The sequence below is a fragment of the Bacillus sp. A260 genome, from assembly GCF_009861435.1.
Lineage (GTDB): Bacteria > Bacillota > Bacilli > Bacillales > Bacillaceae_G > Bacillus_A > Bacillus_A cereus.
Genome location: NZ_CP046398.1, coordinates 3,588,703 through 3,603,622 on the forward strand (window position 1 = coordinate 3,588,703; position 14,920 = coordinate 3,603,622).

A 14,920-nucleotide genomic window follows, 5' to 3' on the forward strand; every position below is an offset into this window, starting at 1 on the left:
ATACCCTCATCTTACAATTTTTCAATGATAAGATGAGGGTATCTTTTTAATTTTATTTTTTCGGTAACACCTGACAAATACTCATTTTGTCTTCTGATAACAATAATTTCGCTACTTCTTGTAAGTCTTGAACGGTTAGTCCTTCTAATACAGTCAATGCGTCAAATAGGCTAGATTCATTAAACGCGTATCGTGTAAATTGATTTGCAATATATTCTGGTGAATTCAACGAGCGTAAAAAACCACCAATTTTCTTTTTCTTCACTCGTTCTAATGCCGCCGCATCTAATTGATCATAATCTGTTTTTAATAAAATATCTTTTAAACGATTTGCCAATTCATCAGGTTGTTTCGTATCACCGCCAACCATTGCAAAACCGAAGTTATTTTCTTCTGTATAGTCATACGAGAATGAATCATCAATAAGCCCTTCATTATATAAAGTTTCGTAATGAACAGAACTTTTCCCAAATAAATAATCTAAGAGTAACGTAAGCGCAATTTCTTGTTTTAAAAGCGCTTGCCCCTTTTCCTTTAAATTAGTCGCTTTAATACCAACTAAACATTTCGGTGTTTGCACAGGCATTGAAATAATTTTTTTCTTTTCATTTACCTCATTTGGTTCTTCTTCAAATGAACGCACAATTTCTGGCTGGTTTTTATAATCTTTTTTCGCTTGATTTTCACGTACTAAATCCATTGTTTTCTCTGGATCAATTGCACCCACAACAAATAATAACATATTGCTCGGATGATAAAATGTTTCATAACATTCATACAATAAATCTTTCGTAATTTTACTAATAGATTCGATTGTCCCTGCAATATCAATTTTAATTGGGTGTTTTACAAACAAGCTATCAATTAACCCGAAGTACAAACGCCAATCTGGGTTATCTTGATACATTTGAATTTCTTGCCCAATTATCCCCTTCTCTTTTTCAACCGTTTTTTCAGAGAAATAAGGCTCTTGCACGAAGTTTAGCAATGTATTTAAATTTTGTTCTACGTTTGAAGTACATGAAAAAAGGTAAGCTGTTCGTGTAAAGGATGTAAAAGCATTTGCCGATGCTCCTTGTTTACTAAACAATTGGAAAGCATCGTGATCTTCTTTTTCAAATAATTTATGCTCAAGAAAATGTGCAATTCCATCAGGCACACGAATCATTTCTTCTTTCCCTAATGGTACAAATGTATTATCTACAGAACCATATTTCGTCGTAAACGTCGCAAATGTTTTATTAAATCCTTGTTTCGGTAAAACATATACATCTAATCCATTAGGAAGTTTTTCATAATAGAGTGTTTCTTTTAATTGCTCATAAACAATTTTCTCCATTTACTCTCCCTCCGTTCCTTGTAAAAAGTAAATTGTATCTAGTTCAATATTTTTAGCAACTTTTACAATTTCTTCTTTCGTCACACTTTCTATACCTGTAAGCCATTCTTCAACTGGACGTGTACGATCTGAAATAATACCATGATATAGCATTTCTACAAAGCCACGTGGTGTATCAATTGCCTCTAATATTTGATTTTGGATGACACTTTTTGTTTGATGTATTTCTTCTTCAGAAAACTCTCCGTTTTGCATCGCAAGCATTTGTTCTTTAATAATCTCAACTGCTTTTTCATAATTTTTCGCTTCGATTCCTGACATAACAAATAATAAACCTTTATGACTTTCAAAGCGCGATGCTGCATAGTACGCTAAACTATTTTTTTCACGCACATTTACGAATAACTTCGAATGAGAAAAGCCACCAAACAATCCATTGAACAATTGCAATGCAAAATAATCTTCATCTTTATATGTGACAAATGTACGATAACCGATGTGTAATTTACTTTGTTTTAATTCTTGTTTTTCAACAACTTCTTTTTCTTCATTATTTCGTCTATGAAGGAGTACATTTCTTTCTCTCACTGGACGAGTTGAAATAGAAAAATACTTACTTACAAGATCAACGGCGTTTTCTGAAATATCACCAATAATATATAGATCCATTTCATCTTCCGCTAACACCTTTTGATAATATTGATACAAACTTTCATTTGTAATAGACATAACACTCTCTTTTTTTCCATTTGCACTTAAACGATACGGTTCTACTTTGCACATTTCTTCAATTAAACGCTCGTTTGCATAACGCATTTTATCATCATAAGTAGCTTCAATTCTCTGTAACAGTGCTCTTTTTTCACTTTCTACGATAGAAGATAGGAAACCGTTCCCCTCCGTTGCTGGATGTAACACAATATCTGACAACATAGAAAGCGCTTTTTCAAATAACGGTGGTGCATCATGTAAATAAACTTCATTTGCAATGTCTACATAAATGGAGATAATATGGTCTTCCCCTTTTTTACTTACATCTACCGCTAAAGAAGATCCGTATAATTCTTCTAAATATTGACGAAGACGAATTACAGAAGGTAATTTTTCTGTCGCACTTTGCAATACGTATGGCAATAGGGCACGCTCTGTCACCGTCTCCTCATTTAAAGGCGCTTTAAAACGAAATACAAAGGTATTCGTTTTATATTTATCAGTCGGAATAATATGTACGCGCAAACCACCTAACTCATGTAGTTGTTGTTCCATTAGTTTCATTTATAGCCCTCCTTTACGTATATAGGAATATTCCTCTTCAATATACAGTTTTTAGAAATAAAAAATCAACTTTTCTCCCTTATTATGCTTACATATGATTCTTTCTAAAAACTTTAATATGTAAGGAACATAGTAAAATTCCGTATTAAATATATTCTATGTAAAAAAGCCCACACTAATGTGCGAGCTTTTTTATACTTATAAAATACTTATCGTTTTCCTTTTTCATAAGGAGTTCCTAAAGCTTTGGGAGCTTCAGAACGACCTACAAAACCGACAAGCGCTAATATTGTGAATATATATGGTAATATCGTTAATAAAACACTTGGAATTTGATCTAATACAGGGATTGTTCCGCCCGTTACACTTAGAGATTGCGCAAAACCAAAGAATAGAGCTGCACCTAGTGCGCCTAGTGGATTCCACTTTCCAAAAATCATAGCAGCTAAAGCTAAGAAACCTTGTCCTGTAATAGTTGCCCCTGAGAAGTTATTAGAAATTGACATTGCAAAAATCGCTCCACCAATTCCAGCAAACACTCCTGAAATACAGACTCCAATATAGCGCATTTTATATACGTTAATCCCCATCGTATCCGCTGCCATTGGGTGTTCACCAACAGCACGTAGACGAAGACCGAACGGTGTTTTATAAATAACATACCAAACAACGAATGCTAAAATAATGGCAATATATGACGTTATTGGTACGTTCGAGAAAAATATTTTCCCTAAAACCGGAATATCCGAAAGGCCTGGAATATCAATCTTTTCAATACGATACTGAATAAAGTCAGTCTGCCCTTTATCAAAAATCTTCTTAATTGCAAATACTGTTAAACCAAGAGATAAGAAGTTAATGGCTACACCACTTACAACTTGATCTGCTCGGAATGTAATAGAAGCTACCGCATGAAGTAATGCAAATAACCCACTACCAATTGCCGCAAATAGTAACGCAATCCACGGAGTCATCGTTCCCCAAGTATCACCCATTAATAAGTTTGTAACGACTCCAATAAATGCACCAAATAGCATTAGTCCTTCTAATCCGATGTTTACAACACCCGATCGTTCACTAAATACACCACCTAGTGCTGTGAAAATGATAGGTGCCGATGTATATAACGTACCCGTCACAAGAATGGCTAATATATCTAAAAAGCTCATTTATTTCCCCTCCTTGCTCATGCGTGTAAGCGCCCATCTTAACACATAACTACATGCAACAAAGAAGATGATACATGCAATAATTACATTAATAAGCTCTGACGGTACATCTGCCTCAAAGTTCATTTGAGGGGAAGCACTTTTCAAACCACCAAATAATAAAGCTGAAAGGATTATACCAAACGGATTATTCCCTCCAAGTAATGCTACGGCAATCCCATCAAATCCTACTCCTGTAAACGAAGACATCGCTGTCATACTCTGGAATGTCCCTAATCCTTCCATCGCTCCACCAATCCCCGCAAATGCACCAGCAATTGTCATGGAGAATACTACATTACGAGAAACTTTCATACCTGCATATTGAGAAGCATGCTGATTAAATCCTACTGACTTTAATTCGTAACCTAAAGTTGTTCGATCTAATAAGAACCACATTAAAATAGCGATTAAAATTGCTACAATAATTCCCCAGTGTAGACGTGAACCATCAGTAATAGAAGCAAGCCAGTCTGAAGATAGTGACGCACTCTCTTTAATATCATACGTTTTGTCATTACCCGCATGTAAGAAACGCTTAATGATGTCATACGTTACATACAAAGCGATATAGTTCATCATAATAGTTACAATAACTTCATTCACTTGAAACTTCCCTTTTAAATATCCCGGAATGAAGCCCCAAATTCCGCCCACCAATGCTGCAAATAAAATAGATAATGGAATATGAAGGAAAGCTGGTAGTGAGACTGCATAACCGAACCAAACCGCTGCAAGCCAACCAACTAACAATTGACCCTCTACCCCGATATTAAATAAACCTGTACGAAATGCAAACGCCACCGATAAGCCAGCAAGAATAAGCGGTATCATTGTACGAAGCGTTTCACCAATCGCACTTGCGCTGCCGAACATTCCTGTCCAAAGTGCACTATAACCAACAATTGGATCATAGCCACTAACTAGCATTACAATCGCTCCTACAAGTAAGCCGAAAATAACGGATAGTACTGGGACTAAAATATTTATCGTTCGTTCTGTTAAAAGCTTTTTAGCCATTTGTACCCACCTGCTCCTTCTTTGTTCCTCCAGCCATTAACAATCCAAGCTGTTGTTCATTCGTTTCTTTCGCATCAACTATTGCTACAATTTCCCCTTCATAAATAACAGCAATTCGATCGCTAACATTTAAGATTTCATCTAACTCTAATGATAAAAGTAATACACCTTTTCCTTTATCCCTTTGCTCTATTAATCTCTTATGAATAAATTCAATTGCTCCTACATCTAAACCACGTGTTGGCTGTGCCGCAATTAATAAATCTGGATTTCGGTCTACTTCACGTGCAATAATTGCTTTTTGTTGATTCCCCCCAGATAGAGCGCGTGCTAACGTTTGCTCACTAGGTGTACGCACATCAAACTGTTCAATAAGAGCCTTTGCTTTTTCTGTAATTTTGCTGAAATTTAAAATCCCTTTCTTTGAAAATGGATTTTTATAATACGTTTGCAGAACTATATTATCTCTAACAGAAAAATCAAGAACGAGTCCGTGTTTATGACGATCTTCTGGAATATGACCAATTCCTTCTTCTGTTATTCTTCTAACAGGCCAATTTGTTATTTCTTTTCCTTTAATTGCAATAGAACCTGACTCAACTTTTCGTAAACCAGTAATTGCTTCTATTAATTCACTTTGTCCGTTTCCATCAATCCCTGCAATCCCAACAATTTCCCCCGCACGAACAGTTAAGTCAAGGCCTTTTACAGCAGGTAGTTGACGTGCATCGTGAACAACAAGGTTTGCAATTGAAAGTACCTCTTCTTTTGGCTTCGCGTCTATTTTTTCTGTTTTAAAATTCACTTGACGTCCGACCATTAATTCTGCAAGTTTATTTTCATCCGTATTTGCAACGTCAACCGTTCCAATCCCTTTTCCTTTACGAATAATCGTACAACGATCGCAAACTTCCATAATTTCTTTCAACTTATGTGTAATAAGAACAATAGATTTTCCTTCTTGCACAAGCTTTTTCATAATTTGAATTAGCTCATGAATTTCTTGCGGTGTTAACACAGCTGTTGGTTCATCAAATATTAAAATTTCTGCACCGCGGTAAAGAGTTTTCAAAATCTCAACACGCTGCTGCATACCAACTGAAATATCCTGTATTTTCGCATATGGATCTACAGATAAACCGTATTGTTCAGACAGTTTTTGAATTTCTTTAGCAGCTTCCTCAACAGCAATTTTCCCTTTTTTCTTCGGTTCATTTCCGAGAATAATATTCTCTGTAACTGTAAAATTATGAACAAGCATAAAGTGTTGATGGACCATTCCAATACCAAGGTCATTTGCTATATTCGGATTTGTGATTTTTACAGGTTTACCTTTAATTTTAATTTCACCCTGCTCTGGTTGGTACAAACCAAATAGTACATTCATCAATGTGGATTTCCCTGCACCATTTTCTCCAAGTAAAGCATGTATCTCACCCTGCTTTACTTGCAGCGTAATATCATCATTCGCTACAATGCCTGGGAATACTTTCGTAATGTTATTCATCTCAATTACGTATTCCATTGTGTTCCTCCTTTTAACAGGGAACATTCCCTATTACACTATTAACTTATTAAGCAATTCGGAAGTTTTATACATACAAAGGTTAGTTCTATGAACTAACCTTTGCTATTTCTCTATTTATTTTTTAGAGAAGCTTCATATTCTTTATACTCTTTATCTGTAGCTGGCACTTTAATTTCACCGGCTGTAATTTTCTTTTCAAGCTCTTCTACTTTTGTTAAAATTTCAGGGTTAACTTTTTTCACGTTATCAGTTGTTTTTGAAATACCAATACCGTCATCTTTTAAGCCAAACTCTTCAATTTTCCCGCCTTTTAAATTCCCATCTTTTGCTTCTTTAGCTACTTTTTCTACTGCTACATCAACACGTTTAATCATTGAAGTTAATGTTACATTTTCAGGCATACCTTCTTGATGTTGGTCACGGTCAACACCGATTACCCAAACATTTTCACCTTTTTTCTTACGGTTTTTCGCTTCTGTGAACACACCGTTACCTGTACCACCAGCAGCATGATAAATTACGTCTACGCCTTGACCATACATTGCTGAAGCAAGAACTGTACCTTTTTCAGGCTTATCGAATGCTTCTGCATATTCAGATACGATTTCAATGTTTGGATTTACTGCCTTTGCACCAGCTTTAAATCCATTTTCAAATTTACTAATTAAATCACTTTTCATTCCACCAACAAATCCTACTTTATTCGATTTTGTTGACATAGCTGCTACCGCACCTACAAGGAATGATCCTTCATGATCTTTAAACGTAATACTCGTTACGTTCGGTGCATCTACAACAGTATCTACGATTGCAAATTGTTGTTTTGAAGATTCTTTTGCTACTTCTTTAATTGCACCTTCTAATTTATAACCAATTCCGAATGTTAAATCATATTTATCTTTTGAGAATTTTTTTAAATTCGGAATATAATCAGCTTCTTTTTCAGACTGAAGGTAACGATAATTTGTCTTTTCTTTTAAACCATTATCTTTACCAAACTTTTGTAACCCTTCCCAAGAAGATTGGTTAAATGACTTATCATCAACGCCCCCAACATCCGTTACGAGACCAACCTTGAAGTCTTTATTGTCTTTCGTGTCTTTCTTGTCACTGCTCGCCTTATCCGAGTTACCACATGCACCTAAAACTGTACTTGCTGCTAAAGTTAATGATAATAAAAGGCCTGCTTTTTTCTTCATACTAGAAACCCCTCCAAAAATGATATATATTTATTTATTCTTACGCTGCTGTTCCTTACTTCTTGCTGTCACCTCCCTAAAAAGGAATTTACCTACATACGCTTTCTTAATACGTGGAAGCTAAATTTATCAGCTCTAAAGTAATTGATAGAATATAAGATTGGCTCATCATTTTGATCATAGTGCATTTGTTTTAATACAAGCAGTGCTGTTTCAGGCTCACATTCTAAAATTGGTGAGATTTTAGGGTGATAGCCAATTGGCTCAATGTGAGCAACCGCATATGTTATGCGCTTATGCGTGTTATTATGTATCACCGTTAATAATGATTCCTCATTGTAACCCGATAAGTCTGGCAATATTTCTTTTGCAAGTTTATCGATACAATACACAACAGGTTCCCCATCTGCTGTACGCACGCGTTCAATCATCACTGCATTAAAACCATCTTCACTATTAAACTTCTCTTTTTCCTCTTCTGTTAAAGTTGTAGTAGATGATGATAAAAAGATTGTTCCTGGTGTTTTCCCCACACTAGAAATCATATCTGTAATACTAGAAAGTTGTTCTATTCCAGAAGAAAATAATGGCTTTGCATTTACAAATGTCCCTACACCATGTCTACGAATGACAACATTTTCTTCTTCTAAAATACGCAACGCTTCCCTTAAAGTCGCTCTACTTACGCCAAGTTCTTTCGCTAAATCAAACTCTGATGGTAACTTTTGTCGTTCTTTATAAGCTCCATCTTTAATTTTTTCTTTGATGTGATCAATCACCCGTAGATATAGGTGACGACTATCAGATTTTACTGACATAAGACTCCCCCGCATTTCAATTATTCGACCTCTGATGTAAGACTTCTTTTCTCTTTTTTCAACTTACAACATAGTACAAATGACTAAACACCAAAATAAGTGTAATTGTCGAATAAATAATAATAATTTTTTAAAATAAAATTTTCACTCTTTATTGCATAAAAAAAACTTTGCACCATAAACATTCCTCATTTCGAGAAAAAGTTCGGCACAAAGATCCTTTACATCCTTTGTTACACACTTTTCCCCTCATAGTCTAGCAATTCATGGTTGCCAGGTAGAAACTTATGGACCTTATCTCCAAGATTATATGAGGCAGTGATTCTTTTCGAAGTAATCTTACCACTTGCTCTCATACGTGTCAACAAAATCTAACATTTTTCTGCATTAAATATCGAACATTTACATAAAACATACTCAAAGTATTCGTATTCTAAAGGGCACCCCTAAATGTAAGCCCTTTCTTTATCGCTGAGTATAGTATATAACAAAAACACTATATAAAAAAGCCTAATTGTAAAAACAATTAGGCTTTTTTTAAGAACTTTTTTCTTGTACATCATTAATGAGTACTTCTCTCGGTTTACTCCCTTCATACGGACCTACTACACCATTCATTTCCATTGCATCAATTAGGCGAGCAGCTCGCGTATAACCTACTCTAAACCTACGTTGTAACATAGAAACAGATGCTGTTTGCATTTCCACTACAAGTTGAACCGCTTCATCATATAATTCATCTTCTACTTCCTGCTTCGTATCAGGAACATCTTGCGGAATCATATCTTCTTGATATTGTGCTTTTTGCTGTCCAATAACATATTCTACAACTCTCTCAACTTCATCATCTGATAAAAATGCGCCTTGTACACGTACAGGTTTCGATGCACCAATTGGTATAAACAGCATGTCTCCACGACCTAGTAGCTTCTCTGCACCACCACCGTCAAGAATTGTACGAGAATCTGTTTGAGAAGATACAGCGAATGCAATACGTGATGGAATATTTGCTTTAATAACACCCGTAATAACGTCAACTGACGGACGTTGCGTTGCAATAATTAAATGAATACCAGCAGCACGAGCCATTTGCGCTAGACGCATAATCGCATCCTCTACATCAGACGAAGCAACCATCATTAAATCTGCTAACTCGTCCACAATTACTACAATATAAGGTAATTCGGGTTGTTTCGCTTCTGATTGACTATTATGCTCTTTTATATAATCGTTGTATCCTTCAATGTTACGTGTACCACTATGAGCAAACAATTCATAACGACGTTCCATTTCACTCACAACTTTTTTCAATGCTTGCGATGCTTTTTTCGGATCAGTTACAACTGGCGTTAACAAATGAGGCACACCGTTATATACATTTAGCTCTACCATTTTCGGGTCAATCATCATTAATTTTACTTCATGTGGTTTTGCACGCATTAAAATACTAACAATAATACCGTTAATACATACACTTTTCCCGCTACCTGTCGCACCAGCTACGAGTAAATGAGGCATTTTATTTAGCCGGGCTAATACAGCTTCACCTGTAATATCTCGGCCAAGACCAATTAACAACTTCTCTTCCGGATGATTATTAGCCTTAGAGTCAAGAACTTCCCTCAGCGTTACCATCGAAACTTCTGAGTTTGGAACTTCGATCCCTACAGCTGATTTCCCGGGAATTGGCGCTTCAATACGAATGTCCTTTGCAGCTAAAGCAAGGGCTAAATCATCACTTAAACTGACAATTTTGCTTACCTTTACCCCCATATCAGGATACACTTCATATTTTGTAACTGCAGGACCTCTATGCACTTTTGTTACTTTCGCTTTCACTCCGAAACTTTGGAATGTACGTTCTAATTTACGAGCATTCTCATAAATTTCCGCATTTTCATTTGTAACTTGCTTATTCTTTGGAAATTTTAATATATCAAGTGAAGGAAGCTTGTAATCTTTATTTTCTACATTTGAAAATTGCATAGGAGGTGCTTGCGCTTCACTCTCTAACGATTCAACAATTTTTTCTCCACGCTTTTTCTTTGGTTCTTCAATTGGCGGAGTCTCTTCAATAAACGGTGAAGTGATCAACTCTTCTTGCTCTACTTCGATTCGTTTATCCTCTTCTTCATTTACAGGATAATTCTCAGTGAAATTCGAAATAATCGGAGGATCAATTGAGATTTCTTCCATCGGCTCAATAATTTCTTCTTGTTCTGCAGCACGTTTGCTTCTTGTGCTTCTTGTTGTTTTTTTCTTTTCTGTTTGTTCAGCCGTTCTTTTGGCTCTCCAATCTTTATAATCCCCTTGCATCACTTGAAACTGACTTCTAAGAATTCTACCAACTGGAGCTAACACTTCTCCAATATGCTTATTTGTTATACAAAGTATACCGAGAATAACTAGAATAATACCAATGATATAAGCTCCTACTTCGTCAAATAAGAAGTAACATGTTGCGAACATAAGCGCACCAAACATACCACCACCTAAATGAACGCTATCTGGCCCCTTTTTCATTTCAAGAAAGAAGTTATCTTTCGTACTCACAATAACAGAAGTATTTTGCACTGCTCCATCTTTTGTAAGAAGGTTAAATAATGTAATATGACTAAACATTAATATCGCCAATACAATTAAATAAAATCCAATTAATCGTTTATTTAAAAGGTTCGGCCATCCGCGTTTTATAACAAAGGAAACCGATAAAGCTATTACACCTAACACACCAATTATGTACCACTCACCAAAGAAGAAGCGAAAAAATAACACAAACGATTTCCCTACAACGCCTAGCTGTAAAATCGTAATGATTGAAAGTGCAAAAAGAGTTAAACCGACGATTTCATAATACAAAGTTGGCTTTATCGTACGTCTTGCCTTTGCCTTCGTCCCTCTTTGCTTTTGTTTTGCCATTTCTTCACCTCGTGTTCTACATATAAGTAAAGCTCCCTTCAAAACGCTCTATTTATATGTCTGTTTTCTCTATTTTTCTGGTCTTTATATCTTCTATTTTTACACTTCTTGTAAAATGCTAAATAAACAGAAGAAAGCAGCCTACTCATGGCTGCTCAACCGTCTTGTTTTTTATATTATACCATAGCTTCTAAACAAAATCCTTCTTTTTGCTAAAAGGTTATTTTCTGACCGGGCTCAAACTCTAAATAGTGAAGTGGGTCCGTACTTAGCACACGTACAATAGAATAACATCCATGTTCCTCTTCAGAAACCATTAATTCCACACCATTTATATTTACAACTTTTTGACTTTCACATTGTGAATAATCGACCGGATACACAAGTTGCTCTGGCATAATTGTATATAAAATCATTGTAGCATTGTCCCTTCTGTACTATCTTCCGCACGAACATCTATTAATTCGTTTAATTTTCGAATCGCATTTCCAATACCGCCGACATCATCTATAAGACCGTACTTTACTGCATCCCCACCAATTACATTCGTCCCAATATCTCGCGTTAAATTTCCTTTCGCAAACATAAGCTCTTTAAAACGATCTTCTGTTACTTTCGAGTGCTTCGTCACAAAACGAATGACTCTTTCTTGCATCTTATCCAAATACTCAAATGTTTGTGGCACACCTATGACAAGACCTGTTAAACGAATTGGATGAATTGTCATCGTCGCAGTTTCCGCAATAAACGAATAGTCAGTAGAAACAGCAATCGGTACACCGATGGAATGTCCCCCACCTAAAACTAGAGATACTGTTGGTTTTGAAAGTGAAGCTACCATTTCAGAAATTGCTAGCCCAGCTTCAACGTCACCTCCAACTGTATTTAATATTAAAAGCAAACCTTCAATTTTCGGATTTTGTTCAATCGCAACAATTTGCGGAATGATATGCTCATATTTTGTTGTTTTATTTTGCGGTGGTAATTGAACATGACCTTCCACTTGTCCGATAATCGTTAAACAATGAATACGTGATTCATTCATCTGTGGTACATTTGTCTGTCCAAGCTGTTGAATTTTTTCAACTATTGAAGCCTCTTTTCCAGCTTCTTTTGGCTCAGCTTCTTTTTCTTCATTTGTATATCGATCACGTTCTGTCATTTCGCATCCCCTTTCACTCGTATATAACTATTATTTCTTAAGTTATAAATTTCATTCGATAGGGTTAAAAAGAAAAAAGATCACCCATAAGGGTGATCTTTTTATACTTCCATAATAATCGGTAAAATCATAGGTTTTCTCTTTGTCTCTTCGTACAAGAACTGTCCTAATAATTCACGAATATTTTGTTTTAACATTGACCATTCAATTGAATATTCTTTAATTGACTGCTCAACAATCATACGTACAATCTCTGTAGATCGTTCAATTAACGCTTCTGATTCACGAACATATACGAAACCACGTGAAATGATTTCTGGGCCAGAGATAATTTTCTTTTCATCTTTACCAAGCGTTACAACAACTACTAGTATTCCATCTTGAGATAACATCTTTCTATCTCGAAGAACGATATTACCAACGTCACCTACACCTAATCCATCAATTAAAACATTACCAGCTTGTACTTTACCGACTAAGTTTGCTTCATCGTCACCAAAAGCAATTACATCGCCTTTTTCTACGATAAAGATATTTTCTCTTGTAATACCTACATCTTCAGCTAAATATGCATGTGCTTTTTGCATACGGAACTCACCATGTACGGGTACAAAGTACTTTGGTTTCATTAAATTTAACATTAATTTTAATTCTTCTTGGCTACCGTGACCTGACACGTGAACTTTTCGTTCGCCGTAATAAACAACTTCAGCTCCAGCTCTAAATAACAAATCAATAATTTTTGATACAGATATTTCATTACCCGGAATTGGCGAAGCAGCAATGATAACAGTATCACCTTTACGAATTGAAATTTGTTTATGCGCTTGTTTTGCCATTCTAGATAGAGCAGCCATCGGTTCACCTTGACTACCTGTCGTTAAAATAGCTACCTTTTTCTCTGGGAAGTTGTCTACTTCTTGTAATGAAATAACCATACCTTCTGGAACATCTAAATAACCAAGACGTCTTGCAATGTCTACTACTTTCACCATACTACGTCCTACTACTGCTACTTTTCGCCCTGTTTCAGCAGCTGCATCAAATACTTGTTGAATACGATGTACATTCGATGCAAATGAAGCAACGATAATGCGACCTTCTGCGCCGTAGAACACTTTAGAGATTTCTACACCAACTTCTTTTTCTGAACCTGTATAGCCTGGGCGCTCTGCGTTTGTACTATCAGATAACAAGCAAAGTACGCCTTCATTTCCGATTTGTGCCATTTTACCAAGGTCTGCTCCACTATTTCCAATTGGAGTTTGATCGAATTTAAAGTCTCCCGTATATACGACTGCACCTTTTGATGTATGGAAACAAACGCCAACAGAATCCGGAATACTATGTGTCGTTCCGAAGAATGACACCGTTGTAGTGTTAAATTCTACTGTTGAATTTGAATCGATTGTTTTTAGGTCTACACGGCCTAACATGCCCGCTTCACCAAGTTTTTCTTGTATAAGTCCTACTGTTAATTTCGTTGCATAGACTGGAATAGATAATTTACGAAGTACATACACAATTCCACCAATATGATCTTCATGACCGTGAGTAATAAATAAACCTTTTACTCGCTCTTGATTTTCCACTAAATATGTAATATCAGGAATAACGATATCAATTCCAAACATTTCATCTCCCGGGAACATTAACCCTGCATCTACGATAAAGATTTCAGAATCAATTTCAACACAGTACATGTTTTTCCCGATTTCACCTACTCCACCAAGAGCAAATACTTTAACAGACTCATTCTCTTTTCTCTTCATGTTGTTGCCTGGTTTAAAAATCTTGCAAACACTGATTTCACTAAAATTGCAGAGACACCAGGGGAAACTCTACAACCACCATATTTTCACCGTCCAAGACGAATGTCCTTACCGTTATGCGATATCATGTCCTTGTTTATTTTTTAAACCAGGTTTCACCTCTCTTTCATTATATAAATCAAATATCTTATTCGATATGATATGAAAATTTAATTAAATTATAATTTTTCCCAATTTTGCTAAGCATACCCGTACTAAGCTACTTAGCCATATTATACCTGATACAAGAAATAGAACACAAGTTAAATCGTGCGAAAGAAAGAGGAAAAGAACGGAATGACAACAAAAGTATCGAACGTATTTCCTTTATATTTACTCCGATTTTATACTCCATATTATTTTGAAGAACTAGCCATACATACGCTAAATTCATTTCATAATAGGGAGTTTCAAGATTTATTTTTCTAGAATCCAACAAAAACACTTACAAAATGGAGTTTTTTTATGAATTACGTCACATTTGAGGGGATTTCTCTAAAAACAGACACCGTAGTTTATTACGTTTATGCCATAATATCTATCATTTTTTGACTCAGTTAAAGGGATACGATTATTTTCTTATACACATAATGAAGAAGCGATTAATATTCTTATAAGAACACATATAAGTAAGAAAAAGA

Annotated in this window: 11 protein-coding genes and 1 riboswitch; all 11 genes read right to left on the bottom strand. The window is 35.6% G+C overall.

Features of this window, described 5'->3' with window-relative positions:
- Positions 1-52: 52 nt before the first annotated feature.
- Entirely contained in the window at positions 53-1,339 is a 1,287-nt protein-coding gene (gene yfmH, locus GD442_RS17940; RefSeq protein WP_000411976.1) for an EF-P 5-aminopentanol modification-associated protein YfmH, read from the bottom strand.
- On the bottom strand, positions 1,340-2,614 hold the full coding sequence (gene yfmF / locus GD442_RS17945) for an EF-P 5-aminopentanol modification-associated protein YfmF (protein WP_000772418.1): 1,275 nt from the start codon (positions 2,612-2,614) through the stop codon (positions 1,340-1,342). It lies immediately after the preceding gene.
- Positions 2,615-2,823: 209 nt separating this feature from the next.
- Positions 2,824-3,783, bottom strand: coding sequence for an ABC transporter permease (locus GD442_RS17950; protein ID WP_000008856.1), 960 nt, complete (start codon positions 3,781-3,783; stop codon positions 2,824-2,826).
- Positions 3,784-4,842, bottom strand: coding sequence for an ABC transporter permease (locus tag GD442_RS17955; protein WP_001085254.1), 1,059 nt, complete (start codon positions 4,840-4,842; stop codon positions 3,784-3,786).
- Positions 4,835-6,367 (bottom strand): ABC transporter ATP-binding protein, encoded by a 1,533-nt coding sequence (locus GD442_RS17960; RefSeq protein WP_000456914.1) that lies wholly within the window; start codon positions 6,365-6,367, stop codon positions 4,835-4,837. The genes GD442_RS17955 and GD442_RS17960 overlap by 8 nt, the downstream gene beginning before the upstream one ends.
- Positions 6,368-6,480: 113 nt before the next feature.
- Entirely contained in the window at positions 6,481-7,569 is a 1,089-nt protein-coding gene (locus tag GD442_RS17965; protein WP_000725772.1) for a BMP family lipoprotein, read from the bottom strand.
- A 92-nt stretch (positions 7,570-7,661) separates the two neighbouring features.
- Positions 7,662-8,387: a GntR family transcriptional regulator gene (locus GD442_RS17970; protein ID WP_000114182.1), complete on the bottom strand. Its 726-nt coding sequence runs from the start codon at positions 8,385-8,387 to the stop codon at positions 7,662-7,664.
- A 232-nt stretch (positions 8,388-8,619) separates the two neighbouring features.
- Positions 8,620-8,721, bottom strand: a riboswitch (purine riboswitch).
- Between the two features lie 203 nt (positions 8,722-8,924).
- Positions 8,925-11,306, bottom strand: a complete 2,382-nt coding sequence (locus GD442_RS17975) for a DNA translocase FtsK (protein WP_001118782.1) — start codon at positions 11,304-11,306, stop codon at positions 8,925-8,927.
- 212 nt (positions 11,307-11,518) lie between these two features.
- Positions 11,519-11,722 (bottom strand): YlzJ-like family protein, encoded by a 204-nt coding sequence (locus tag GD442_RS17980; RefSeq protein ID WP_000605036.1) that lies wholly within the window; start codon positions 11,720-11,722, stop codon positions 11,519-11,521.
- Positions 11,719-12,468: a translocation-enhancing protein TepA gene (gene tepA / locus GD442_RS17985; RefSeq protein ID WP_000139806.1), complete on the bottom strand. Its 750-nt coding sequence runs from the start codon at positions 12,466-12,468 to the stop codon at positions 11,719-11,721. Before tepA ends, GD442_RS17980 begins: the two co-directional genes overlap by 4 nt.
- A 101-nt stretch (positions 12,469-12,569) precedes the next feature.
- Positions 12,570-14,240 carry a ribonuclease J gene (locus tag GD442_RS17990; protein ID WP_000823096.1) on the bottom strand — a complete coding sequence of 557 codons (1,671 nt, stop codon included), beginning with the start codon at positions 14,238-14,240 and terminating at the stop codon, positions 12,570-12,572.
- Positions 14,241-14,920: the final 680 nt, after the last annotated feature.

What these genes read in the sequence shown, in the direction of transcription:
- GD442_RS17990 (WP_000823096.1), bottom strand. Translation starts at nt 14,240, where the DNA reads ATGAAGAGAAAAGAGAATGAGTCTGTTAAAGTATTTGCTCTTGGTGGA.
- GD442_RS17980 (WP_000605036.1), bottom strand. Translation starts at nt 11,722, where the DNA reads ATGATTTTATATACAATTATGCCAGAGCAACTTGTGTATCCGGTCGAT.
- GD442_RS17950 (WP_000008856.1), bottom strand. Translation starts at nt 3,783, where the DNA reads ATGAGCTTTTTAGATATATTAGCCATTCTTGTGACGGGTACGTTATAT.
- yfmF (WP_000772418.1), bottom strand. Translation starts at nt 2,614, where the DNA reads ATGAAACTAATGGAACAACAACTACATGAGTTAGGTGGTTTGCGCGTA.
- GD442_RS17975 (WP_001118782.1), bottom strand. Translation starts at nt 11,306, where the DNA reads ATGGCAAAACAAAAGCAAAGAGGGACGAAGGCAAAGGCAAGACGTACG.
- GD442_RS17960 (WP_000456914.1), bottom strand. Translation starts at nt 6,367, where the DNA reads ATGGAATACGTAATTGAGATGAATAACATTACGAAAGTATTCCCAGGC.
- GD442_RS17955 (WP_001085254.1), bottom strand. Translation starts at nt 4,842, where the DNA reads ATGGCTAAAAAGCTTTTAACAGAACGAACGATAAATATTTTAGTCCCA.
- GD442_RS17970 (WP_000114182.1), bottom strand. Translation starts at nt 8,387, where the DNA reads ATGTCAGTAAAATCTGATAGTCGTCACCTATATCTACGGGTGATTGAT.
- GD442_RS17965 (WP_000725772.1), bottom strand. Translation starts at nt 7,569, where the DNA reads ATGAAGAAAAAAGCAGGCCTTTTATTATCATTAACTTTAGCAGCAAGT.
- tepA (WP_000139806.1), bottom strand. Translation starts at nt 12,468, where the DNA reads ATGACAGAACGTGATCGATATACAAATGAAGAAAAAGAAGCTGAGCCA.
- yfmH (WP_000411976.1), bottom strand. Translation starts at nt 1,339, where the DNA reads ATGGAGAAAATTGTTTATGAGCAATTAAAAGAAACACTCTATTATGAA.